The organism is Telluria sp. ZB4P37, assembly GCF_059685855.1.
In genome coordinates this window covers 43,986-68,296 of the sequence record NZ_JCASID010000019.1, presented here as the reverse complement: position 1 = coordinate 68,296, position 24,311 = coordinate 43,986, and the positions used below count along the sequence as shown (strand labels likewise).

The following is a 24,311-nucleotide window of genomic DNA, read 5'->3' as shown; positions in this document are numbered from 1 at the left end:
AACGCGGATAAGCTTCATGGTGGACTCCTTCTTTCCGAACCGGTTGTGTGGAAACTCCAGTTTGGCACTAACGTGCCCTCAGGGGGAGGAGGAGTCCATCCCATTGCTTCGGGTCGGATCCCGTCCTTAGTCACTGTGCGAGATTTTTCCATCCTGGCGACCTACTATGCTGGTTGAACGGCCGTCCTCTGCCAATCACAGACAGTTGAAGAGTGAAGCATAACCAATGGACAGTATATGTCTCGTCGAGTCAAATTAAGTCAGACAGCTTACGCCCTCGTCTCTGCAATAATACTGACACTCCTATCGGTATTATTTGAGCGAGTAGGTCCCGAACTAATCCAGTACGGTGATTCGATCTATAAGCCGGTACTAAAGGGTGGTTTTCCTCTTGCGTACTTGTTTGATCTACCAGGTGTTTCCGTAGAGCGAAAACTCGCGCCTGAAGACGAGCTGTTCGTAAGCGGCTTCATCATTGATGTTGCCTTTTACTTCGTGATCGTCTTGCTCGGCATGGCAGTCGTACGGTATCACCGGGCAGGTCGCATGAAAGGAACAAACCGCGCGAGCACTTAACAAATTCCCCACCGAAGGTCTGTATATGGACTCCTCCTCGTTTGCAAACAATCCGTCTTCAGGCCGTGAGGTACGACTGCTCACGTATATCCGGTCTCGTACCGCTGCACCTGCTTCAGGTGCTGGACCCTGATGGGCTATTCGCGCGCTGACTCCCTATCGCTTTGACGGGCTCGAAGGCCTCAGACCTTATCGGGTTTCGTCAGCGCCGGTTCGACCTGTTGGCCATCATGCGGCTTGTCATGCAATCGTGGTTCGGATACTTCTTCAAGTACTTCTACAGCTGTGCTACGCAGCTTGAGGTTGGTAATTGGTCCCTTTGGTCAGCATTGCCCAGGCGATGCGCGCAGTCTTGTTCGCCAACGCCACCGCGGCAATATTCGGGTGTCGCGTCATCGCAATGCGCATTACCCAGGTGCTTAATCGATCCGTCTTTGCTTGTGCGGTTCGGATGACCGCTCGGGCTCCATGCACGAGCAAACTGCGCAGATAAGCGTCGCCGCGCTTGCTAATGCCAAGCAATCGTTCCTTTCCGCCCGAGCTGTTTTGTTTGGGCGTAAGCCCAAACGAAGCAGCCATCTCTCGGCCGCTGGCAAATTGGCTGGCGTCCCCTACCGTTGCCAGCAGAGCCGTTGCAGTGAGGGGGCCGATCCCACGCACTTGCTGCAGACGTACAGCCAGTGGGTCTTGCCGAGCAAGCTGTTCGATCTCCCGGTCGAGTTCTTCGATACGTTCGTCGAAAGCCAGCAGATCTCGCCACAGCCCACGCAAGAGCCGACGAAAGCGTTCACTCAACCCGTTTTCCTGATCCTCAAGCCAGCGCGGAATTGCCGACCTCAAGTGCAACAGTTCTCTTGGCGCCACCAATCCATATTCGGACGCCAGACCCCGCAGCTGGTTGGCCTTCGCCTTGCGCTGATCCATTAGACCCGATCGCACCCGGTGTACGGCCTGAATATCCTGCTGCTCGACGGTTTTAACTGCGACAAAACGCATACTCGGCCGGCTCATCGCTTCACAGATCGCTTCGGCATCGTTTGCGTCGTTCTTGTTGCTCTTGACGTAGGGCTTAACGAACTGCGGAGCGATCAGCTTTACCGTGTATCCCTTTGCCTGTAGCAGTCGGGCCCAGTGGTGCGCGCCGCTACACGCTTCCATCCCGATCACGCAGCCCGGCTCGATACTGTCCAGCAGTGCCTTTATCCAGTCACCACGAACCAGCTTGCGCCGCCAAACGGTCTTTTCCGAACGGTCTACACCGTGCAACTGAAAGACATTCTTTGCCAAGTCGACCCCAACGCGGATAAGCTTCATGACGGACTCCTTCTTTCAAACTGGTAGTGTGGAAACTCCAGTTTGGCACTTACGTGCCCTCAGGGGAGGAGGAGTCCATCCCATTGCTTTGGGTCGTACATGGACGCCCCCGGTTTGCCAAGCATTCGTTCCATGATAAGCAGAAGGTAAAGATTGCACCCGTACATCCGGACTTTGGTGCAGCAGTAACTGCTACGGTCCCTGATGGGATTTGCTAGTCGGCGCCCCAATCGAAAGCGCGCATTTTTTATGCTCCGACCCAAACGGGCTTTGCCGACTATGGTCTTACCTGCCTTGCCATCACTTCGTGTTTGCCTGAGCAATCGGTGGTTTGATCTGCCTACAGCCTCTTTATTTCGTCGCCGCTCACCGGTCTGATTACGGTGTTGCGTAATCAGACCGGAATTCTCGATCCTGGGCCAGAAGCGCCCAGATGATTCGTGCATTCTTGTTCGCCAAAGCGACAGCGACAATATTCTTGTCGCGTCGTGCCAGTAAGTTGGCAAGCCATCCTGTAGTTGGTGGCTTACGCTTGAGCGCGTAAATCACGGCTCTAGCACCGTGAATCAGTAATGTTCGAAGGTAGCAATCTCCTCGCTTGCTCATCCCCAGCAATGTTGGCCTGCCTCCGCTGGAATGCTGTTTGGGCACCAGTCCAAGCCACGCTGCGAGCTGCCGCCCGTTGTCAAAGCTTTTCGCATCGCCTACTGATGCAACCACGGCACTTGCTGTGAGGGGTCCAATGCCGGGAATCTTTTCCAGCTTGCGCGACAATGGGTTCGAACGATGCCACATCTGAATCTCGAGCTCCATCTCATCTACTTGCCGGTCGAGTACTTTCAGATGCGCCATGAGACGCTGCATTAGTTGTCGGAATAGGCCAGGTAGCTCGTCTTTCGCTTGCTCTAGCAGCAGCGGTACACGTTGATATAGATGCGTGATGCCTTGAGGGACGACTAGTCCGAATTCGGCTAGTAGGCCGCGGATCTGGTTTGCCTGTGCAGTACGGGCTCTGACCATACCCTGTCGAGCTCGGTGCAACGCCAGGACTGACTGCTGTTCAACATGCTTGACCGGAACGAAGCGCATCGTCGGACGGGTTACCGCTTCGCAAATTGCTTCCGCATCAGCCGCGTCATGCTTGTTGGTCTTGACGTATGGCTTAACAAACTGCGGTGCCATGAGCTTGACTGTGTGACCCTGGCTCTGCAGCTTCCGGGCCCAGTAATGAGCCCCGCCGCATGCTTCCATTCCGATCAGACACGGCGCCAGATTGGCGAAGAAGATCGCCATCTCTTCTCGTTTGATCTGTTTCTTAAGTACTGCTTTGCCATGCGCATCAACTCCATGAATCTGAAACACGTTCTTCGCCAAATCGATGCCGATTGTCGTAATCTTCATGGTGACGCCCCCCTCGACTCAAGTGGTTGGTTGACACTTCCACTTTGGCACATCTGATGCCGTTACGGGTGGGGGCGTCCATCCCATTGAAAGCGGCCGCTACAATCCGTGTGCGACCGGCCACACGCAGTCATTTGGCTAGTGATGAACACCAGTTCGTGCTGCTGCCGCAGCGCCCAGATGAGAAGCATCGGTCTTGATCGAGATGGACACCGCGGAGCAGGCATCTGAGTACATGCGGACGACCTACCCAGAACTACCTGACAATGGATCGTTGGCTGCGATTCATTAACTTCAATCATTGAAACAAGGGAAAGCAATGGACCAACTGCCTACAACAAGAACACCGGGCGATGTTGCGCACGATATGGCTAGAGGACTGATTTCAGCGGTGCCGGCTGTTGGTGGCCCACTTCAGGTATTGTTCGAAACTGTTTTTTCCGCCCCGCTGGAAAAGCGCAAAGAAAAATGGATGCAAGAGCTTGCGCGTGCATTGATGGAGTTACAGCAAACGGTCGATGATCTGACGCCTGAGAAACTCGCCGAGAATGCGGCGTTTATTACGATGGCGATTCAAGCATCTAACATCGCTATCCGTAGCCATCAACAGAGCAAACTCGACGCGCTGCGAAATGCGATACTTAATTCAGTAAGATTCTCTTCGATAGATGAAGATGAGCAGATGGCCTTTATCCATCTCATTGATCAATTCACGCCGTCACATTTGCGCTTGCTCGGACTTCTTAACGATCCTCGAAAATGGATAATGATAAATGGTTGCCTAGCATCCAGCGGTAGCTTTACGAGCGTATGGGCCGTTATCGCCCTCTGCATGCCAGATTTGATCGTACGGGAAGACACGGTAAGTAATCTTGTCCGCGATCTTCAAACAGGCGGGATAATCCATCAAACACTGTCCGTGCGCGCGGAGATTGAAGGGTCTGGCGCGCTCGAGTCGCGAACTACACATTACGGCGAGAGGTTTGTGCGCTTCATTTCTGCACCGTAGCTATTGAGCGGAAATAGGGGGCACGACCGTGTGCTGACTTCGCTGTCCTACTCCTTATCCGGGCGGAAGCGAGCCTTCAGCAATTCGATGATATCCTCCCACTCGGAGATGAGCTGGTATTTAAGCCAGCAAAGGTCCGCTATGGGTCGGATCCGGCCCTTCGTGACAGTCTGCGATTTTTCAGCCTTGGCGACCTGTTATGCTGAGCTGAACGGCCACCTCCGGCCATACACGGACCCAACGATCTAATCAAGCTCTCCACCAGTATGCGCAACCTGTTTCTCTTTCTTCTCTACTGCGTCATGAGCCTTTTGATGTTGTTGCCGCATTTGTTCTTGGCATGGCCCACTCTTCCACAATCAGCGTTGGGTTGGATAGTATTTTTGCTTTTACCAGTCCCATTTGCGGCACTAGGAGAATGGTTGTTGCAGTATCGTGAACTCCGCGGTCTGCATCGGCTCGACCAACCACGAAAAACCTGAGAGCGTTCTTCCTGGAGTTAAAGGAAAATCCAGCAACGTCCCCCTATCGACGTGACCTATTCTACCGTTTCATGAACGTTTTGAGGATGCACATTGACGGTGAGGGGGAAACCCTATCTGACTCTGCAAGGCGCTATCAAAGTGATATGAGGCATACCGGCAGGCCAATCCGCCACACAAAGCTAATAGGCACGACATTGCTAGTAAAGGGCTTAGAGTACGATCATGCAGTCATTTTGGACGCAGACGGTCTCGACGTTAAGGACCTGTATGTGGCCACGACCCGTGGGGCAAAGTCGCTGACCATCATTCATACTGGCAATCCACTTCCAGCCTAAGATACTTTCAACACAACGAGGGGCGAAATGTCATTACTTAAGAACGCTGTGGAATCGATCCAAGTAGGTGTAGAAGACTTCGACAGCGATGACGAAAGGCGCGGCGTTTCGGCGATGCGGAATATTGCGGCAGGACTCCTATTGCTGTTCAAGACGAAGCTCTGCGAGCTATCGCCACCTTCGGACAAGGAACTGTTGATTAAGAAGGATCTGCTTCCAGGCGCAGATGCGGCCGGCAACCTCATTTTCTTAAGCAAGGGACGAAAGACTGTCGACGTCTTCCAAATTCGAGAACGATTGACTGCGATGAAAGTGGATGTAGACTGGAAGCGCGTCGAAGAGATTACTAATTTGCGTAACGAGATCGAACACTACTACGCGAAAGTGACCCCAGACGCCGTTCGCGAGATGGTCGCAAAATCATTCCTTCTAATCCGAGACTTCTCACAAAACGCATTACGGCAAGATGTTCAAGATCTCTTAGGTACAGAATGCTGGCAGGTTCTTCTAAAGACCAGTGAGGTCTATTTGGCTGAGAAAGTCGCCTGTCAAGAATCTTTAAAAAAGATCGACTGGAAATATACGGCGATCGAACACTGCCTTATTCACTTTCGTTGTCCTCAATGCGGCTCGGCATTGATCGAAGCTCCGTTCGCCGATGATCAATATCCGGCGATCAATTTACGCTGCAAGTCGTGCAGTGAAGATTTCGTGTTTGACGACATTGTTGAACATTGCGTAGACGAACTTCTTTCGGCCGACGCCTATATGAGCATCAAGGATGGAGGCGAGTCCCCGTATGGAACCTGCCGGCAGTGCGACAAGGAGACCTATGTTCTGGACGAAGGGTGCTGCGTGGCTTGCGAAGGAGGACTGGAATACACCCAATGTTCCGCTTGTGAGGAACCCCTCTCGCTTGACGAGCAAGACCTCGATGGAATGTGTAGTTATTGCCGGTATAAGTACGACAAGGTGATGGCTGAATGAGAGTCGATTTACTGGCTGCAGCGGGTGCTAAATTCTCAGACGGCGTTCGCATCCACGCATTGACAGTTAGGAAAAAAATGAGTTTAAATCTACTTATCGATACCTCAGTATGGCTCGACCTTACTAAGGATCATCGCCAGCTTCCGCTTCTTGATGCGCTTTCCACCATGGTACGAAATGGTCAAGTGGTACTCATTGTGCCTCAGATCGTCATAGACGAGTTCGCGCGAAATCGTGAGCGAGTAATGGCCGCAAGTCGCGCCAGTCTGTCTAGTCATTTCAAGCGAGTTAAAGAGGCAATCGTTCAGTTTGCGCCTGAAGAGGGACGTGCGGCCACGCTTGCTCAATTAAATGAAGTAGATCACCGGATTGTTTCGGCCGGAGAAGCGGTGAATGAAGCTGTGGATATCATCGAAAACCTTTTCGCTGGGACAGCCCCAGTTCCCATCAGTGACCCTTTCAAGATCCGTGCAGCAGATCGGGCTATTGCCAAGGTTGCGCCTTTCCATAGACAGATGAACGGGATGGGGGATGCAATCATTATCGAAACCTACATTGATGCGTTTTATGGCCGCAGCGCTGAGGATGTATTTGCATTCATCACTCACAATACGCACGACTTCAGCCAAAAGGGTGGGGACACGCGGCTTCCTCACGACGATCTAGCATCCTATTTTGATGGGGTGAGGTCGCGATACGAAACGAACCTCAGCGGTTTGCTAAGCGAGTTTGCGGGTGAGCTCATAGAAGAGACTAGATTTGAGCGCGAGTACAGTCAGGATTCACGACAGCTCTCTGAATTGCTCGAGGCTGAGAACAAACTCATGACACAAATTTGGTACGGAAGAAAATGGGGGATTATCGATCGTGTCGAAAGCGGAAAGGAAAAGCTTGTATCGAAAGAAGTTTGGGATCTAGCCACACTTGAAGATCGATGCAATCTCATGGTGGATACCATATGGGAAGGGATGATCGCCGCAATGAGAAGCGCCGAAGAGGAATTTGGTTCCGATGAACTTGGGCCTTGGACCGACTTTGAGTGGGGAATGATCAACGGAAAGCTTTCTGCTTTACGCTGGGTGCTTGGTGACGAGTGGGATATGCTCGATACCTAATATGTGGTGATGACGTACCAACTTGTTTCGGGGGACTGAGGAAGAGTGTGGTTTTACGAAAGTCCCGGTTATGCAAGTCTACTAGAGAGGCACGCAGCTGGAGATGTCAAGAAGTACAAAAGGGCGCTTGTGCGCCCTTTTGTTTGCCAAACAGTACCGCTTAAGCGGCCTGACGCTGCTCGATCTGTTGAACGTTACCAACCGCCGCCCCGTTACTAATCTCAATCTTGCGCGGCTTGAGAGCTTCAGGAACTTCGCGAACTAGGTCAATGGTCAGCATACCGTTCTCGAAGGTGGCGCCAGTGACCTTGACGTGGTTCGCCAGCTGGAAGCGCTGCTCGAAATCGCGAGCCGCAATTCCGCGATGAAGGAAAGTCCGCTCCTGCGCATCTTTTTGCTTGCGCCCGACGACTTGAAGAACGTCGCGTTCGGTCACAATTTCCACTTCATTCCGGTCGAAGCCGGCCAGAGCCATGACAATGCGGTAAGTGTCATCGCTGACAAGCTCGATGTTGTAGGGTGGGTAGCTCGGTTGCCCCTCCCCGCGCTGCGATTCAAGAGCCGCGAACAGCCGATCAAAGCCGATGGCCGACCTTTGGAATGGGGTTAGATCAAAAGTACGCATGGTAAATATCCTCATAAAAGTTAAGCGATAAATTAACGGACCTCGATTGAGCGTCCAGTACGTGCGATGTCGCCCAATTGGCGTTATCTAAGATTTTTGGCTTATTAATGTGCATAACCGACACTACTTGTCGCACAACTTACTGATCATACCAAAAAATCTTGAGCGCATTCAGTAGGTTACAGTGAGTCATACAGTGAAAATCGGCTATTTTATTCTCCATACTCGCAGGTAGAGGGGAGTCAGGTCGAAAGTACGCATGATCAGTATCCTTGTAAAGTTAAGCGATAAGTTGCCGGACCTCATCGTGAGCATCCGGTGACTCCAATCTAGTGCCATGCCAGGCGACTTTCAAGGCATTTAAAATATGGATTTCAAAGCTTTTTTGCAAATTTTGTTCATATTACATCGCAAGCCCGTGCTCTGGTGACATCCTGCCCCCGTGCGCCCGCGATCGCCTCCTGGCGCACGCGCTTCCCGGATTTACGCTACCGTGACGGCCTGTTTCACGAACCCTGGCCCCATGTTCTCGATCGTCCTCAACATCGTCGGCACCCTGCTGCACCTCTACCTTAGCGCGCGCCTGTATTCGATCGACGCGATCCAGAGCCGCATCCCCGCGCGGGCATGGTGGATCGGGGCTTGCGCCGTGTGGCTGCTGTATTTCGCCGGCGTGCGGATCGGCGACGAGGCGCTCGACTGGCGCTGGTGGCCGGGGCAGTTCGCACTGACCTGGCTCGGCATCCTGGTCGTGATGGCGCTGCCGCTGCTGGCCGCCGACCTGCTCACCGGCTTCGGCTTCTGGTGGCGCGCCCAGGCGCAGAAGGTGCGCGCCCTGGCTGCCGTCGCGGGCCTGCTGCTCACCGCTTTTGCCCTGTACCAGGGCATGCGCGCCCCGGTCATCGTCGCACAGGAGGTCGTGCTGAAAGACCTGCCACAAGCGCTGGACGGCACCGTCATCGTGGCGCTGAGCGACATCCACCTGGGCGCGCAGCGCCGCTCGGCATGGCTGGCGCAGCGCGTCGCGCAAATCAACGCGCTGCAGCCGGCGGCGGTGCTGATGCTGGGCGACCAGGTCGAGGACAATCCGGTCGGCGAAGCGCAACTGGCCCCTGCCCTGCGCGCCCTGCGCGCGCCGCTGGGCGTCTGGGCGGTGACGGGCAACCACGAATTCTATGGCGACGCAGAGAGCACCGTGCGCGAGTTCGAGCAAGGCGGCGTGCAGTGGCTGCGCGACCGGAAAGTGGAGCTGGCCCCGGGCCTGGTGCTGGCGGGGCTCGAGGATATCGGCGCGCGGATGCGCCGCGGCGGCGGCCTGATCAAGGGCCTGGCGCGCACCCTGCCCGAGCCGACCGATACGGCAACCATCCTGATGGCGCACATTCCGGCCGGCGCCGTTGTCGAGGAAGCGAAGGCGCGCGGGGTGGACCTGATGTTGTCGGGGCATACGCATGGCGGGCAAATCTGGCCGTTCAGCTATGCGGTGCAGCACCGCTTTCCGAGATACGCGGGCGCATACGACATTGACGGCATGACCTTGTATGTCACGCGCGGCGCGGGCAGCTGGGGGCCGCGCATGCGCCTGTGGCAGCCGGGCGAGATCGTCAAGCTGACGCTGCGCGCGCCGCGGCCTTAATCGGACAGGCGTGCACCGCTGCAGACCAGTTTTTGCAGCGTTTCCTGGCTCAGCGCCGGGCTGAAATAAAACCCCTGCATCTGGTCGCAGTCGTGCTCGCGCAGGAAGGTGAGCTGCTCGCGCGTCTCGACGCCTTCGGCGATCACTTTCATCTTGAGGTTGTGCCCGAGCGCGATGATGGCGCGGGTGATGACGGCATGGCCGTCGTGGGCGACGTCGCCGAGGAAGGAGCGGTCGATCTTGATGAAGTCGACCGGGAATTTCTGCAGGTAGCTCAGGCTGGAGTAGCCGGTGCCGAAGTCGTCGATCGACAGGCGCACGCCGAGCGATTTCAGGTTGGCCAGTGCTTCCATGGCCTCGGCCGGCTGGTCCATCAGCTGGCTTTCCGTGACTTCGAGCTCGAGGTTACCAGGTTCGACTCCGTGACGTTCCAGGGTTATCGCGAGCCGCTTGACGAAATCGCGCTGGCGTAACTGGCGCGCCGACAGGTTGACCGAAATGATGAAGCTTCCGATGCCAAGTTCGCGCAGGGCCGCGAGCGCACCGCAAGCTTCGTCGATCACCCATTCTCCCATCGGCACAATGAGCCCCGTCTCTTCGGCGACCGGGATGAAGCGGTCCGGCTGGATCAGGCCCTCGGTCGGATGGTTCCAGCGCACCAGAGCTTCGGCCCCGACCACCTTGCCGGTCTTGAGGTCGACCTTCGGCTGGTAGCCCAGCACCAGCTCGTGGTCGCGGATCGCACGCGCCAGGTTCGCCTCCAGCATCAGGTGCTCGTGCACGATCTGGTTCAGGCGCGCGGAATAAAACTGGAAGTTGTTCTTGCCGAGTGTTTTCGCGTGATACATCGCGGCGTCCGCGGCCCGCATGACCTTCTCGGCCGTGTCCCCGTCTTCGGGGAACACGCTCACGCCGATGCTGGTGCCGGGGATGATTTCCTGGCCGTCCCAGGCGATCGGCGCGTTCACGCTGCGGCGCACTCGCTCGACCAGCTCGGCAATGCGGTCGTGGCTGGGCTGGTTGCAGATGACCAGCACGAACTCGTCGCCGCCGACACGCGCCACGGTGTCGTCCTCGCGCATGCTTTCGCGCAGGCGCCCCGCCACTTCGCGCAGCACCAGGTCGCCCGCGTCATGGCCGAAATTGTCGTTGATGTGCTTGAAGTTGTCCAGGTCGAGGAAGGCCAGCGCGCCGAGCCTGCCGCTGCCCGCTGCGAATTCCACCGCGGTCTTGAGGCGCTCTTGCAGCAGGGTGCGGTTGGCCAGGCCGGTGAGCGGGTCGTGGTGGGCCAGGTAGTGCAGGCGCCGCTCGTAGTGGCGCGCTTCGGTGATGTCGTTGATCACCCCGACGAAGTGCGTGACCTCGCCGTCGACGTTGGCCACCGGGTCGATGCGCAGGTCGTTCCAGAAGATCTCGCCGTTCTTGCGCCGGTTGCGCAGCACCGAGCGCACGCTTTCCTTGCGCTTGAGCGCCTCGGCAATGCGCTGGTGTTCGTGTACGTCGCAGTTCTCGATGCGCATGAAGCGCGGATCGCGGCCCTTGATCTCGGCCAGCTCGTAGCCGGTGAGCGCCTCGAAGGCCGGGTTGACGTATTCGATGCGGTGCTCGCCCGATTCGCAATGGGTGATGACGATGGCGTTGATGCTCGAATAGATGGCGCGCTCGCGCACCCGCAAGCCGTGCTCGGCGCGCTTGCGCGCCGTAATATCAAGTCCGGTTCCAACAACGGCAGGCAGGTTCCCCAGGCTGGTGCGCGCACAATGGAACAGGAAGGTGGTGCGCTTGCCGTTCTTGCCGATCAGCTCGGCTTCGTGGGAGGACCCGCCATCCTCGAAGGCGCTCAGAATCTTTGCCAGGATGGCGGGACGATCGACCTCGTCGAAAAAGAACTGGACGTCGGAGGTCGGCATTTCTTCGGTCGACCTTTCGAGCGCATCTTCGAGCTGGTGGTTCCACAGGAGCAGGTGGCCGCTCTGGTCGATGACGTAGAACACGCACGGCAGCGCGTCGATGAAGTCGGTGACCGCCAGGTCCTGGATCAGGGAGTAGCGCGGCGGGACCTGGCCAGGATGAGGAATGACGATGACGCTGTAGGTGCAGGGTTGTTCGGGATCGAGTAATTGCTGGGCCACCATGACGCGTACGGCCAGCTTGCGGCCGTCGGCGCATTTGAGCGTGCCCTCGGACTCGACGTCCGCGCGCTCGGCGATCGTGGGCGCCGCCCCGGGCGGGTCCTTGAATTCGAGGAGCGAATCGAGCGTGCCGCCGTGGATGTCCGCCATGCTGTAGCCGGCCAGCTTCTCGCAAGCCTTGTTCCAGCTCGCCAGCTTGCCTGCCGCATCTACCACGAAGACTGCCAAAGGCATGGGTGAGAGGTTCACGGTTCCGCCTGTATTGCCGCGCCGGCGCTTCCGCCATGGAACCGTCGGCCGGCAGCACCATCATACCGCAGCCCGTAAATACGGGGCGGGACCTGTCGCTGCCGTGCGCGGGGTACATTTCCAGTACGGCATTAGAATGGCGGCATGGGCGGCAAGCTGCGGCCCCAGGCAAGCAAGGATGCATGATGGCGGCGGTAATCGATCCGGGGGAAGTCCAGTTCAGCGCCATCCGGGCCCAGGGGCCGGGCGGCCAGAACGTCAACAAGGTGTCGTGCGCGGTGCACGCGCGCTTCGATGTCGCGGCCTCGTCGCTGCCCGACTATGTCAAGGCGCGCCTGCTGGAGATGCGCGACAGCCGCATCACGCGCGAAGGCGTGGTGGTGCTCAAGGCCCAGGCCTCGCGCAGCCTCGAACAGAACAAGGAAGACGCCCTGCAGCGGCTGCAGGCGCTGGTGGACCAGGCCGCCGAGGTACAGGCGGTGCGCCGTCCTACCCGGCCGACGCGCGGCTCGCAGCGGCGCCGGCTCGACGGCAAAGCGCGCAGCGGGCTGGTCAAGGCCTTGCGCGGCAAGGTGACCGAGTAAGCTTTGACTAGCCGCTTCAGGCGGCGGGTGCGTCCGTGCCGGGCCCGGCAGCCGCACCGGGCGCGGCTTTCGCCACCATGTCGGCAACGTTCTGCAATTCCCGCACCACGCCGATGACGGTGGGCTCGAAGCGCTCGAACATGTAGCGGGTTGCCGCCTCGGGCGAAAGGCCTTCCGGGGTCTCGTGCACCAGGCGCTTCATGGCCAGCTCGCGCACATGGTAGGCAAACAGCAGCTCGGTATAATCCATCACGGGCTCATCGCGGTAATATGGAAAGTTCAACAATAGCATGCCGGCCGGCGCGCGGGGCCGGCCGGCATCCAACCCATCCTTGTCACCAGCTTGCATGGACACCTTCGACCTCTCTCCTTCGATGCTTGCCGCGCTCGACAACCCGGTCTGGTCGGCGCTCGTCAGCGGCCACCGGGCGCTGGCAGTTGGCGCCGGGCCGGCGCGGCGCTATCCGCGCGAATACGGCCCCTTCGCCGCGTTGGAAAGCGCCGGCCCGGCCGCCTGGACGGCCCTGGGCGAGCTGCTCGCGCCGGGCGAAGCGGCGATGCTGGTAACGGCCGCAAGGGTCGATGCGCCGCCCGGCTTCGCCGTCACGCCGCTCGACCCGGTCTGGCAGATGGTCGCCACGCGCGATCCAGGCCCGGCCGCGATCCGTTTCGAGGTGCTGGGCGAGGCCGATGCGGCCCATATGCTGGCCCTGGCCACGCTGACCAATCCCGGGCCGTTCTCGACCCGCACCCACCAGCTGGGCGAATTCCTGGGCATGCGCCACGGCGGCATGCTGGCGGCCATGACGGGCGAGCGCATGCGACTTGGCGGTTTGGTGGAAGTAAGCGCCGTGTGCGTGCATCCGGATCACCGCGGCAAGGCCTACGCGCGCCATCTGATGATCGACAAGATGCGCCGCATCATCGACCGCGGCAGCATTCCTTTCCTGCACGTCTACCCGAGCAACCGCAGTGCGGTGGCGCTCTATGAATCGCTGGGCTTTGCGGTGCGGCGCCAGCTGCACCTGGCACGGGTGGCGCCGGCCGGCTGAACCGTCGATCCGTGCGACAATTTGCGGATGATGACACTCAGCGACTACCAGGCCCTGTTCCGCGCCTCTCCCTACCCCTACCTGGTGATGGCGCCAGACCTGACGATCATCGGCGCCAGCGGCGCCTATTTGCGTACGGTGCAGCGCACCGAGGAAGACATTGTCGGGCGCTATGTGTTCGACGCCTTCCCCGAAGACCCGGATAATCCGGAAGCCACCGACATCACGGAAGTAAAAGCGTCGCTCCTGCGCGCCCTCGCCAAGGGCGAGCCGGACACGACCGCGTTCGTGCGCTATGCGGTGGAGATCGACACGCCCACCGGCAAGAAATTCGAGGAACGCTACTGGAGCACCGTGCACACTCCGGTAATGGGCGCGGACGGCAAGCCGTTCATGGTCGTGCAGAATCCGGTCGACGTGACCGAGCTGTACCGCTTCGACGAGCAGTCGCAGGTGGCCACGCTCCAGCTGACGCCTCCGAGCAGCAACCATGCCGAAAACTTCAACCGCGCCCAGATGCACGAAGCCCTGTCGCGCATCCTGAACAACGAGCGCGAGCACCTGCGCAGCCTGTTCAACCAGGCGCCCGGCTTCGTGGCGGTGCTGATGGGGCCGAAGCATGTGTTCGAGATGGTGAACGAAGCCTATTACCAGCTGGTCGGGCACCGCGAACTGGTCGGGAAAGCGGTCTGGGAAGCGCTGCCGGAAGTGGCCGGCCAGGGCTACGAGGAATTCCTCGACCGCGTGTACACCACCGGGGAAGCCTGGGTGACGCGTGCCATGCCGCTTGCGGTCCAGCCCGAGCGCAACGGCCTGTTTATCCAGCGTTATGTCGACCTGGTGTACGAACCCTACCGCGACCAGTACGGCAGCACGATCGGCATTTTCGCCCAGGGCTATGACGTCACCGAGGCGGTGGAGGCCCAGGCGGCCAAGCGTGAAAGCGACGAGCGCCTGCGCGACGGCATGGATGCGGCCAAGATGGTGGTGTGGGACTGGAACCTGCAAACAGGCAAGCTGGTGTACTCCGACAATATCGGCCTGGTGCTTGGCTACGTTCCGGAAACGATGGGCTCGATCGCAAGATTCCTCCATCCGGATGACCGCGAGAAGATCTCCGCCGCACACCGGCAGGCAGTCGAAGAAACCGGCTCCTACCAGGAAGTCGTGCGCTTCATCCGCCCCGACAATGGCCGCCAGATCTGGGCCGACAGCCGCGGCAAGGTGCAGTACGACGGCGAGGGCCGCCCTGCGCGCATGCGCGGCGTAACGGTGGACGTGACCGAGCGCTACCAGGCCGAACTGGAACTGCGCGAAGCAAACCGCAAGAAAGACGAATTCCTGGCGATGCTGGCGCACGAGCTGCGCAATCCTCTGGCGCCGATCAGCACGGCGGCCGAAATGCTGCGCATGACGGCCGGCGACGACGCCCGCACCCGCAAGGCGAGCGAAGTCATCAGCCGCCAGGTCAAGCACATGACCTCGCTGGTGGACGACCTGCTCGACGTCTCGCGCGTGACGCGCGGCCTGGTGCATCTGGAAAAGGAAGCGATCGACGTCGAGGCGGCGGTATCGAGCGCCGTCGAGCAGTCGCGGCCGCTCATCGAGACGCGCCACCATTCGCTGACGGTGCGCCTGGAAGCGGCGCATTCCACCGTCCACGCCGACCGCACCCGGCTGGTGCAAGTCATCGTCAACCTGCTCAACAATGCCGCGAAGTACACGCCCCAGGGCGGCGAGATCACCCTGGCCGTGCATGCCGAGGCGGGGATGGTCCGGATCAGCGTGGCCGACAACGGCATCGGCATCGACAGCCCCCTGCTGCCGCAAGTCTTCGACCTGTTCACCCAGGCCGAACGCACGCCGGACCGCGCCCAGGGCGGGCTCGGCATCGGCCTGGCGCTGGTAAAAACCATGGTGACCCTGCACGGCGGGACGGTGACCGCGGACAGCGCCGGGCCGGGCATGGGCAGCACCTTCACCATTTCGCTGCCGGCCCTGGCAGCCAGACAGGACGGGCGGCCGGATGCCGCCGGTGGCGAGGATGCTGCAAGCGCCCTGCCGCGGCGCGTGATGATCGTCGACGACAACGTGGATGCCGCCGAATCGCTGGCGGTCCTGCTGGAAGCGCAGGGGCACCAGGTCGCCGTGCAGTCGCATCCGCACGATGCAATTGCTGCCGCAAAAGAGGATCCACCGCAGGTCTTCATCCTCGACATCGGCCTGCCGGAAATGGATGGCTATGAACTGGCGCGGCGCCTGCGCGCCGACCCGGTCACCAGGCACGCGCTGTTCGTCGCCCTGACCGGCTATGGCCAGGCGCATGACCGGATCCTGTCGCGGGCGGTCGGCTTCGACCACCATTTCGTCAAGCCGCTGGAGCTGGACAAGCTCAAGGCGATTTTCGCGACCGTGCGGGCCTGACATCCGCTGCCGCCTGTAGCCTGGGCTGCAGGCTGGCCTTGCCGGCTCCCGGCTTCAGGTCTGCAGCAGCTTGATGAGCTGGTCTATACGATAGGGCTTGGCGATGAACAGCTGCGTCAAGTGCTGGCCGTCGACCATGCCGGGCGCCATATAGCCTGAAGCCAGCACGATCTTGACTTGCGGATAGCGCCTGCCGATCTGGTCCGCCAGTTCGAGGCCGTTCATGCCGGGCATCATGACGTCCGACACGACTGCGTCGATGTCGGGATGCCTGGCGAGCAGGTCGAGTGCCTGCGCGGCGGAATAGGCAACGAGGGTATCGAGGCCGTGTGCCGACAGCAGGATTTCGGCCAGGTCCGCGACGTCGGCCTCGTCATCGACGACCAATACCTTGCGGACGGTGCCGGCCTTCGCTCCTTCATCCTGCCCAAACGATTGCACGCCCCAGGATGAACTGGGCGGGCGCCCTGTGCCGCTAAACATGCGACTGTTCAGTGATCCGAACACGCGACCTCCACTGATGTCATGGTTGTTCGCACACGGCGTGCGAACACATGCCCCTAGTATCGGCCAATGCACGGGATCGCGTCGCCCGCTTTACGGATTGCATGAGTGCCTCGCGCTATGCCTTCCCTCCGGCCAGGCGCCGGACCTAGCCGAACAAGCCATGCAAATACCAGCGCGGCTCGGCATCCTCGCCGCCGCCGACCATGCGCTCGCGGTAGATCCAGTACAGCGCATGGTCTTTCCCTTCGGCAATGAAATAGTCGCGCGTTTGGGTCTCGCTCCACCAGCCGGCCTCGATGCGCTCGGGGGTGGAGGCGACCTTCAAAGGGGAGCCGTAGAACGGCCGGTGGTCGCGCATCAGCAGCGCGATCGGCTTGGCCAGCAGCCAGCTCGGGCGCGGCAGGCTTGCCACGTTCGGCGGCAGGCGCGCGGCGCGTTCGGCTGCGCGCACCTTTTGCTGCACCGGCACCCATTCGTTGGCGACTTCGGGGCGGTAGTCGGCCTGCGGCAAGGCCTGCAGGACATTGTCTGCGCCCAGGCGCGCCACCAGCAGTTCGAGCATGCGCATCCGGTCTTCCTCGGTGCCGCCAGGCTCGGGAAACAGCGACTCGGTCGGCGGCGCCATCGCCCTCACCTGCTGCGCTTCGAGTACCAGCCCGATGACCGGCGCCGGCAGCTCCAGCTTGGCCAGCCGCTCCTTGAGCAGGCGCACCAGGTGCTCGTCGCGCCAGGTGGGTTCGGCCAGCAGGATCTCGAGCGGGGTCGGGGGCATTGCCACCCGGCCGCGCTCGTGCTCGATCAGCAGGGTGATGCGCTCTACCGCGAGCTGGCGCGCACACAGCCAGCCGACCAGCTGCAGCACCAGATGGTGGGCGCCCGCCAGCAGCAGGTCGGCCTGCTCGATGCGGTCGAACAATTCGAGCCGCGCCCGGAAGCTTTCGGGCGGCACGATCCATTCGAACAGCTCCGGGCACATGCCATAGGCCGCATCGAGGGTATCGAGCAGCGCCCGCCCGCAGCGCCGCTGCAGCCCGGGACGCGGCAGGCGCCGCAGCTCGCCCAGGCGTTCGCAGCCGATGCCGTCGAACCAGGCCAGGTAGGGACGGGCGGGCAGCAGCAGCGCCACCGGCAGGCGGTCGAGGCGGCGTTCGAGCGAAGCCATCTTTACCGTGCGGCAGCCCCTTCGGACAGCGCCGCCCCTGGCACCGCCGCTATTGCCACCGCCGGCATTGCCGCCATTGCCGCCGCCACCATGGCCACCAAGGCCATAGCCACTGCGCCGCGCCAGCAGCCAAGCCGCCCGCGCCGTCGGTGCGCAACTGACCGAGGCGGTAAACCCGAGCGTCCGCACATTGGCGCGCACCCGCGCGCACAGTGCGCGGATGCCGCCGAACAGGCGCAGGCTGGCGCCGATGTCCATTAACAGCGTCGCCTCTTCGTCTTGCGCCACCTGCGGCGTGTATTGCAGCATTGCCAGCGCGACCGCGTTCAGGGCCTCGGCCTCGCGCGCGGCGCTGCGCTCGTACAGGCGCGCTTCGGGCAGGAGCATGAGCACCCCGCCGCGCCGCATGCCGGGCAGGACGCCGGCCGCCCGCGCCGCCGGCGACAGCGCCAGTACGCGTTCTTGTTCCAGCACGACACTGCCCGGGTCACTGCACCAGTTGGGGCTGAAGACTTCGAGCGGTAACTGGGGCAGGGACAGGCCGATCCACAAACGCATGTCGTTGCAGTAAAGAAGGAGTAAGGGGCAGGAACAGCGGCGCGTCGCGCTGCGGTCCCCGGCGTTTGACGAAACCGATGTTCATGCCGCCGGCCGCCGGGCGCAGCGCGAGGCGCAGGGGCGCAGGCGAAGCGTCTTGCGCCGCAGCCAGCGGGCGGAGCATGAAAAACAGGGTTTCGCCGTTTTGCGCCGCCATGTGCAGGCGGCGCAGGCTTTCGCCGCGGGCATGGCCGGCCCAGAACAGCAGCGCGCCGCAACTGCCGCTGCGCAGCACCTGCTCGGCCGCCCACAGCGCGTCCGCACTACGGCTGGTGCGGATCCACAACAGTTGCGAAGGCGGCAGGCCCAGCGCGGCCAGCGCCAGGGCTTGCGGTGCATGGGGCGGCTGCAGCAGGACGATGCGGCGCTCGGCGCAGGCTTGCAGGGCCGGGCGCAGCAGGCGCATTTCGCCGATGCCGGGTTGCTGCTGCAAGAGTTCGACGAGCGTGCCGACCGGCCAGCCGCCGCCGGGCAGCTGGGACGACAATGCCGCATGCCCGGTGTCGACGCAGCGCGTGCCGGCATGCGCCAGTTGCGATGCGCGCCAGAGCGAAGGATGCAAGGACTCGGGCGCCGCCAAATGAGGTGAGCAGTTCATGATGATCTGGCAAAAGTACTGTATGAACGTACAGTACTCGTTCGTTTTGGATTTGGCAAGATGTATTCATTTTGGACATACCAGTCAAGCCACTGGTATTGACAAAACTTATACCCGCGCCACCTCCGGAAAACCCGGCCGTGCCAGCGAAACATGAAATAATGGTGGCTCGTCCATTTACATCCAGACAATGACCATCCTGTTTCCCGCACCCCACGGAGCCCGCCCGTGACCTCGCTCCAGCTCGTCGGCGCCGTCCTGTTCGCGATTGCCCTGGTCCATACGTTTTCCACCAAACTGTTCCACTCGCTGGCCCGGCGCCATCCGCGCCACGCCGGCCTGTTCCACCTGCTGGGCGAAGTCGAGGTGGTGTTCGGTTTCTGGGCCTTCGTGCTGGTGCTGGCCATGGCGCTGCTGGCAGGCGGCGACGCGGCCATTGGCTACGCCGAATCGCGCCACTACACCGAGCCGCTGTTCGTGTTCGTGGTGATGGTGATCGCGGCCTCGCGGCCGGTGCTCGATGCCGTGCGCGACCTGCTGGCCTTCCTGGCCAATCTGGCCCCGGTGCGCACCGAGGTGGCCCTGTGCTGGCTCGGCCTGGCGCTGGTGCCGCTGAGCGGTTCCCTGATCACGGAACCGGCCGCCATGACCCTGGCCGCCCTGATGCTCGCGCCCCAGGTGTTCCGCCCCGGGATTCCGGAACCCCTCAAGTACGGCGCGCTGGGCGTGCTGTTCGTAAACGTCTCGATCGGCGGCACCCTCACTTCCTACGCCGCCCCGCCGGTACTGATGGTGGCCGGGGCCTGGGGCTGGGACAGCGCCTTCATGGCCAGCACATTCGGCTGGCGTGCGGCGGTCGCGGTGGTCTTCAACGCCACCGTCGTCACCGTGCTGCTGCGGCGGCGCCTGGCGCCGGCCGATACCGTCGCGGACGTGCGCATGCCCTGGCTGATCTCCCTCGTCCACCTCGCCCTGCTGGCCGGCGTGGTGCTGTTCGCACACCACCCGGTGCTGTTCATCGGCCTGTTCCTGCTCTTCCTCGGCTATACCCAGGCCTATCCGAAGCACCAGTCGCCGCTGATCCTGAAGGAAGGCCTGCTGGTGGGCTTTTTCCTGGCCGGGCTGGTGGTCCTGGGCGGCATGCAGCAGTGGTGGCTGCAGCCGCTGGTCTCGAGCCTGGAGCCGACCGCACTGTTCTTCGGCGCGCTGGCCTTGACGGCAATCACCGATAATGCAGCCCTGACCTATCTCGGCTCGCTGATCGAGGGATTGTCGACCGAAGCCAAATACATGCTGGTGGCCGGCGCGGTCGGCGGCGGCGGGCTGACCGTCATCGCCAACGCCCCCAACCCGGCCGGCGCCGCCCTGCTGCGCGCGGGCTTCGAGCACGGGTCGATCGGCATGGGCGGACTGTTCCTGGGGGCGCTGGGCCCTACCTGCGTGGCGGCAGCCATGTTCCTGATCTAGCTTGAGGGAGTAAGCAATGGACGACGACATCCTGGTCAGCAAGGCCGGCACCATCGAACGCTGCTGCCGGCGCGCGCGCGACGAATACGAGAAGGACCCGACCACTTTTGCGAGCGACCTCACGCGCCAGGATGCGGCCACCCTCAACGTGATCCGCGCCTGGGAAGCCGCCATCGAGATGGGCGACTACGTGATCGGCAACGCCAGGCTCGGCCTGCCCCACGACGAGCGCGAAGTCATTACCCTGCTGGCCGAGCACGGCTGGATCGAGGCCACCCTGGCCGAAGACCTCAAGCGCACCGGCGAATTCTGCCGCGCCGAATGGGATTACCAGGAAGCCCCGCTGCCGGCGCTGGTTACCATCATCAAGCGTGGGCTGGACGATTTCACGATGTATGCGGGGGCACTGGTGAGCGGCGCCACGACGGCCTAGGCGCCTACTGCCTGCCGGGGTGCCATGAACCTGCAAGAGCCGCAGCAATATGCGTTACAGGCCTTGCCCAAGTGGCATCTCATGGGAGACAGGCCGCCGTCCCTGCGCCTCCCGCAGGCTCAATAAGCATCACGCCTGCGGCTCGTGCACGTCGTCCACTTCCACGCCTTCGGCGGCAATCTTTTCCTCGGCCAGCGCGCGGTCTTCCTCGTCCGCGGCCAGGCCCTCCTGCTCCGCGCCGCGTGCGGCGTCGTAGGTAAGCTCGACCAGCATCGCGAAATGATCCGAGCCAAACGAAGGAAGCCGCTGGATGAAGGACAGGGTGAAATGCTCGCTGTGGAACAGGTGGTCGAGCGGCCAGCGGGCAAACCAGTAATCGGCATGGAAGGAATTGAACATGCCGCGCCCGATACGCGGGTCGAGCAGGCCGCTGATCTTGCGGAACAGCCGGGTCGTGGTCGACCACGCCACGTCGTTCAGGTCGCCCGCCACGATGACCGGCGTGTCGTGGCCGGCTTCGGCCACGCTCTTGGCGACCACCAGCAGTTCGGCATCGCGCTGGGTGGACTCCTCGTGTTCCGTCGGGCTGGGCGGCGTCGGGTGCAGGAAATGCATGCGCACTTTCTTTCCCGACTCCAGCTGGACCAGCGTATGGATCGACGGTATGTCGTCCTCGACCAGGAACTGCAGCTTGCTGTCCTCCAGCGGCAGCCGGGAATACACATGCATGCCATATAAATTATCGAGCGGGCACTTGACCGAATACGGATAGTCCGCGTCGAGCACATCCAGCCTTTCCTGCCACCATGCATCCGTTTCCAGCGTGACGAAGATATCCGGCTGGTGCTCCCGGATCAGGGCGATCAGGCCATCGGTATTGCGGTTCGGGGTCAGCACGTTTGCCGTCAGGATACGGAACTGGCGGCTCGACTCGGCCACTACCGAGACCTTGACTTCCTGGGGAAAGAGTTTTGTGTATGGAATGATCCACCACGCCTGGTAGACCAGGCAGGCGGCGTTGGCAACCACCAAAAGCTGGAATGCCGGCTCTTGCCAATCCATGAACACGAATTGTCCGGTCAGTACCAGGACGGAAAGAATCGCCAGTTGCAGGCGCGGGAAATCCCAGTCGCGAATCCACCACACTGGATTGCGTAGCAGCGGCAGCAGCGTTGCCAGCACGATCAGGGCAACGAGGATCGCGAAAATAGGTAGCATGGCAGTCTCGGAGGCAGTTAATGAGCTCATCACAAAATTGCGATGGGCTGAGTATGCCGCCTCCCGGAGCGGCGGTCTGTGCGCTAGCGTGCGTAAACGCATACGATTATGCGAACCCTGCCCTTGCTTAGGTTCTTATTACAGCTACTTACACAAACCACCCCAGCCTGCCTTCTCAAGGGTCAAGCGGGCTTGTACCATAGGCGCCATCTAGTTTTTCCCACGAAAGATCTCCATGAACTTCACCCACTTTTCCCGCGCGCTCTGCCTGGCAGCCTTCGCAGCCGCCTGCGCCGCCCCAAGCCACGCCACCAGCTTCACCTCCTCGGCGTCCAGCGCGGGGTCGGCCTCGTCGGGCAGCATCTCCGACTCGATCGGCAGCTCCAGCAACAGCTCCGGCGACGACAAGAAAGTGGCGGCCGGCAACTACCGTGTGATCGATGTCGCCCAGGCCCCGGCCAAGCTGGACACCACCCGCATGACCCTGCGCGCCGCGGCTGGTCCGGCGCGCGAGTTCTACCTCGACGTGCCGAACCGCGCCCTGGCGCAGCGCCCCGTGGCCTCGGGCGAGCTGGTGCAGGTAAGCGAGCGTGTCTACGGCTATGAATTCGCCCACGCCGATACCAAACGCTCCTTCTTCCTGGCGCTGCAGGACGACTGGTACCGCGACCTCGGCTCGCGCAAGGTCACGATCTGATGTTTCTTCGCCCTGCCGCCGCTGCGCTCCTGCTGGCCGCGAGCGCAAGCGCAACGGCCGGGCTGCCCACCTTCTGCGAACGCTCGCTCGACATCAGCGCCGCCGACCAGGACCGGGTACTGCGCTTCGCCGGCGCGGTCAAGGGTGAGCTCGAGCGTTCCGGCGCCGGCGTGGCGCTGATCGCGCGCGCCGGCCTGGACCTGAGCCGTTTCGGCCAGTTGTATTCCCACGCCGGCATCGCCCTGCGCGACAATCCGGGCGGGCCCTGGGCCGTGCGCCAGCTCTACTACGCCTGCGACGAGTCGCGCCCGCGCCTGTTCGACCAGGGCGTGGCCGGTTTCGCGCTCGGGGCCGATGCTCCTGCGCGCGGCCATATCGCGCTGCTGTTTTTGCCCGACGAAAACGGCGCGCTGCTGGAAGCGGCCGCGCTGGACAAGCGCCTGGGCCTGGCCCTGCTGTCCGGCCAATACAGCGCCAATGCCTATGCCTACGGCACCCGCTACCAGAACTGCAACGGCTGGGTGGCCGAGCTGATCGCCAGCGCCTGGGGCCGCCTCGACGGCCAGGCGCATGCGCGCGAGGATGCACAGGCCTGGCTGCGCACCCGGGGCTATACCGCCGGGCCGGTCAGGATTCCCTCGCACTGGATGATGTTTGCCGGGCAGTTCCTGCCGCTGGTGCACATGAACGACCACCCGGTGGAAGATGCGCACGCGCTGGCGCTGCACGTGAGCGTGCCGGCCTCGATCGAGGAGTTCGTGCGCCGCCAGGCGCCGCAGGCGCGGCGCGTGGAGCTGTGCCATGACAGCCGCCGCATCGTCGTGCGCCGCGGCTGGGAGCCGATCGGTGCGAGCTGCGAGCCACAGTCGGGCGATGAAGTGATCAGCCTGGCACCGTAGGCCCTCGAGCCTGGTTTATTTGCCCGCGATGCTCAGGATATTGCCGTCCGGGTCTTTCAGCCACGCGACCTTCATCCCGCTGCCGACGTGGACGTCGCCTTCCAGCCGCATGCCTTCCATGTTGTAGCGCTCGAAGATGGCGCCTTTCGATTTCAGGTCGACGACGATTTCCTCGATCTGCTCGCCGACATCCCAGGTAATGGCGGTGGTCCCGTTGCTGCCGGCGAACTCGGACCGGTAGACATAGATCCGGGAATTCCCGCTCTGGAAGGACAGGACCTCGCCCTGGGTGCAATCGCCCGCTTCGCCTTCCTGCAATCCCAGCACCGTGCTGTAGAACTCCCTTGCCCTCGCGATATCGCGCACCCCGACCGTTGCAATTGCTTCCGCAGTGGACAACATGATCGCCTCCATAGGAGATATGAGCGGATAGCCTACTGCGAACCGCCCGCGCATAGCGCACTACTGAAAGCTTTATGACAAGAAAAAGCCCCACATCAAGCGGGGCTGTTTGGGCTGGCCTTGCTACGGTGCTTACGCTGCCTTGTCGGCCAGCTTGCGCAGGACGGCAGGCGAGACCGAATCGCGTCCGCGGCTCATGCTGTAGAGCGCCCAGACGTCGCCGGCATCGGCGCGGCGCAAAGCGGCCGGCGATGGACGGCTGAACAGGCCCTGGATGAAGTCGAGGGCGATACTGGCAACATTGGTCGAGGCTGGCAGGGCATGGGACATGATATTCCTCACAGGCAGAAATTTGGATACCTCCAGTATGCGCCCTTTGAGATAGAAATCAAATTGCCATCCATGAT

Annotated in this window: 23 protein-coding genes; 11 read left to right on the top strand and 12 right to left on the bottom strand. The window is 61.5% G+C overall.

Features of this window, described 5'->3' with window-relative positions; all coding sequences use genetic code 11:
* Positions 1–408: 408 nt before the first annotated feature.
* The 3 genes from AC56K1_RS21330 to AC56K1_RS21320 form a co-directional block, all read right to left on the bottom strand.
* On the bottom strand, positions 409–660 hold the full coding sequence (locus AC56K1_RS21330) for a hypothetical protein (protein ID WP_497159788.1): 252 nt from the start codon (positions 658–660) through the stop codon (positions 409–411).
* Between the two features lie 204 nt (positions 661–864).
* Positions 865–1,890: an IS110 family RNA-guided transposase gene (locus tag AC56K1_RS21325; RefSeq protein WP_497159787.1), complete on the bottom strand. Its 1,026-nt coding sequence runs from the start codon at positions 1,888–1,890 to the stop codon at positions 865–867.
* Between the two features lie 378 nt (positions 1,891–2,268).
* Complete coding sequence (locus AC56K1_RS21320) at positions 2,269–3,291, bottom strand: IS110 family RNA-guided transposase (protein ID WP_497159786.1); 1,023 nt, start codon at positions 3,289–3,291, stop codon at positions 2,269–2,271.
* A 319-nt stretch (positions 3,292–3,610) separates the two neighbouring features.
* Here AC56K1_RS21320 and AC56K1_RS21315 point away from each other — a divergent pair, with 319 nt between their 5' ends.
* The 3 genes from AC56K1_RS21315 (at position 3,611) to AC56K1_RS21305 (ending at position 7,222) form a co-directional block, all read left to right on the top strand.
* A complete protein-coding gene (locus AC56K1_RS21315; RefSeq protein ID WP_497159785.1) occupies positions 3,611–4,300 on the top strand; it encodes a hypothetical protein in 690 nt (229 codons plus the stop codon).
* Between the two features lie 847 nt (positions 4,301–5,147).
* Entirely contained in the window at positions 5,148–6,107 is a 960-nt protein-coding gene (locus AC56K1_RS21310) for a hypothetical protein (protein ID WP_497159784.1), read from the top strand.
* Positions 6,104–7,222: a PIN domain-containing protein gene (locus AC56K1_RS21305; RefSeq protein ID WP_497159783.1), complete on the top strand. Its 1,119-nt coding sequence runs from the start codon at positions 6,104–6,106 to the stop codon at positions 7,220–7,222. Before AC56K1_RS21310 ends, AC56K1_RS21305 begins: the two co-directional genes overlap by 4 nt.
* Positions 7,223–7,382: 160 nt before the next feature.
* On the opposite strand, the gene AC56K1_RS21300 is transcribed toward AC56K1_RS21305, so the two are convergent.
* The gene (locus AC56K1_RS21300; protein ID WP_497159782.1) at positions 7,383–7,847 is read right to left on the bottom strand and encodes an Hsp20 family protein; all 465 of its coding nucleotides are present in this window, start codon (positions 7,845–7,847) and stop codon (positions 7,383–7,385) included.
* Positions 7,848–8,370: 523 nt separating this feature from the next.
* Here AC56K1_RS21300 and AC56K1_RS21295 point away from each other — a divergent pair.
* Positions 8,371–9,483: a metallophosphoesterase gene (locus AC56K1_RS21295; RefSeq protein WP_497159781.1), complete on the top strand. Its 1,113-nt coding sequence runs from the start codon at positions 8,371–8,373 to the stop codon at positions 9,481–9,483.
* On the opposite strand, the gene AC56K1_RS21290 is transcribed toward AC56K1_RS21295, so the two are convergent.
* Positions 9,480–11,864, bottom strand: a complete 2,385-nt coding sequence (locus AC56K1_RS21290; RefSeq protein WP_497159780.1) for a putative bifunctional diguanylate cyclase/phosphodiesterase — start codon at positions 11,862–11,864, stop codon at positions 9,480–9,482. The genes AC56K1_RS21295 and AC56K1_RS21290 overlap by 4 nt on opposite strands.
* 185 nt (positions 11,865–12,049) lie before the next feature.
* Between AC56K1_RS21290 and arfB the strand changes: the two genes are divergently transcribed.
* On the top strand, positions 12,050–12,448 hold the full coding sequence (arfB, locus tag AC56K1_RS21285; RefSeq protein WP_497159789.1) for an alternative ribosome rescue aminoacyl-tRNA hydrolase ArfB: 399 nt from the start codon (positions 12,050–12,052) through the stop codon (positions 12,446–12,448).
* A gap of 16 nt (positions 12,449–12,464) precedes the next feature.
* Here arfB and AC56K1_RS21280 read toward each other — a convergent pair whose 3' ends face one another.
* Complete coding sequence (locus tag AC56K1_RS21280) at positions 12,465–12,698, bottom strand: hypothetical protein (protein ID WP_497159779.1); 234 nt, start codon at positions 12,696–12,698, stop codon at positions 12,465–12,467.
* 97 nt (positions 12,699–12,795) lie between these two features.
* Between AC56K1_RS21280 and AC56K1_RS21275 the strand changes: the two genes are divergently transcribed.
* A complete protein-coding gene (locus AC56K1_RS21275) occupies positions 12,796–13,500 on the top strand; it encodes a GNAT family N-acetyltransferase (protein ID WP_497159778.1) in 705 nt (234 codons plus the stop codon).
* Between the two features lie 27 nt (positions 13,501–13,527).
* Complete coding sequence (locus tag AC56K1_RS21270) at positions 13,528–15,924, top strand: hybrid sensor histidine kinase/response regulator (protein WP_497159777.1); 2,397 nt, start codon at positions 13,528–13,530, stop codon at positions 15,922–15,924.
* Positions 15,925–15,978: 54 nt separating this feature from the next.
* On the opposite strand, the gene AC56K1_RS21265 is transcribed toward AC56K1_RS21270, so the two are convergent.
* The 3 genes from AC56K1_RS21265 to imuA form a co-directional block, all read right to left on the bottom strand.
* Positions 15,979–16,407, bottom strand: coding sequence for a response regulator (locus AC56K1_RS21265; protein ID WP_497159776.1), 429 nt, complete (start codon positions 16,405–16,407; stop codon positions 15,979–15,981).
* A gap of 169 nt (positions 16,408–16,576) precedes the next feature.
* Positions 16,577–18,151 (bottom strand): Y-family DNA polymerase, encoded by a 1,575-nt coding sequence (locus AC56K1_RS21260; RefSeq protein WP_497159775.1) that lies wholly within the window; start codon positions 18,149–18,151, stop codon positions 16,577–16,579.
* The gene (gene imuA / locus AC56K1_RS21255) at positions 18,081–18,788 is read right to left on the bottom strand and encodes a translesion DNA synthesis-associated protein ImuA (protein ID WP_497159774.1); all 708 of its coding nucleotides are present in this window, start codon (positions 18,786–18,788) and stop codon (positions 18,081–18,083) included. Before imuA ends, AC56K1_RS21260 begins: the two co-directional genes overlap by 71 nt.
* Positions 18,789–19,016: 228 nt before the next feature.
* On the opposite strand from imuA, the gene AC56K1_RS21250 reads away from it, so the two are divergent.
* Together AC56K1_RS21250 and hepT are read left to right on the top strand one after the other, a co-directional pair.
* Positions 19,017–20,255 (top strand): putative Na+/H+ antiporter, encoded by a 1,239-nt coding sequence (locus tag AC56K1_RS21250; RefSeq protein WP_497159773.1) that lies wholly within the window; start codon positions 19,017–19,019, stop codon positions 20,253–20,255.
* Positions 20,256–20,271: 16 nt separating this feature from the next.
* Entirely contained in the window at positions 20,272–20,688 is a 417-nt protein-coding gene (gene hepT / locus AC56K1_RS21245; RefSeq protein WP_497159772.1) for a type VII toxin-antitoxin system HepT family RNase toxin, read from the top strand.
* Positions 20,689–20,817: 129 nt separating this feature from the next.
* On the opposite strand, the gene AC56K1_RS21240 is transcribed toward hepT, so the two are convergent.
* On the bottom strand, positions 20,818–21,906 hold the full coding sequence (locus tag AC56K1_RS21240) for an endonuclease/exonuclease/phosphatase family protein (protein WP_497159771.1): 1,089 nt from the start codon (positions 21,904–21,906) through the stop codon (positions 20,818–20,820).
* A 235-nt stretch (positions 21,907–22,141) separates the two neighbouring features.
* On the opposite strand from AC56K1_RS21240, the gene AC56K1_RS21235 reads away from it, so the two are divergent.
* Positions 22,142–22,603 (top strand): hypothetical protein, encoded by a 462-nt coding sequence (locus tag AC56K1_RS21235; protein WP_497159770.1) that lies wholly within the window; start codon positions 22,142–22,144, stop codon positions 22,601–22,603.
* Complete coding sequence (locus tag AC56K1_RS21230; RefSeq protein WP_497159769.1) at positions 22,603–23,502, top strand: DUF2145 domain-containing protein; 900 nt, start codon at positions 22,603–22,605, stop codon at positions 23,500–23,502. Before AC56K1_RS21235 ends, AC56K1_RS21230 begins: the two co-directional genes overlap by 1 nt.
* A gap of 15 nt (positions 23,503–23,517) precedes the next feature.
* Here AC56K1_RS21230 and AC56K1_RS21225 read toward each other — a convergent pair whose 3' ends face one another.
* Positions 23,518–23,904 carry a VOC family protein gene (locus tag AC56K1_RS21225; RefSeq protein ID WP_497159768.1) on the bottom strand — a complete coding sequence of 129 codons (387 nt, stop codon included), beginning with the start codon at positions 23,902–23,904 and terminating at the stop codon, positions 23,518–23,520.
* 132 nt (positions 23,905–24,036) lie between these two features.
* On the bottom strand, positions 24,037–24,234 hold the full coding sequence (locus AC56K1_RS21220; RefSeq protein WP_497159767.1) for a hypothetical protein: 198 nt from the start codon (positions 24,232–24,234) through the stop codon (positions 24,037–24,039).
* Between the last annotated feature and the right edge of the window lie 77 nt (positions 24,235–24,311).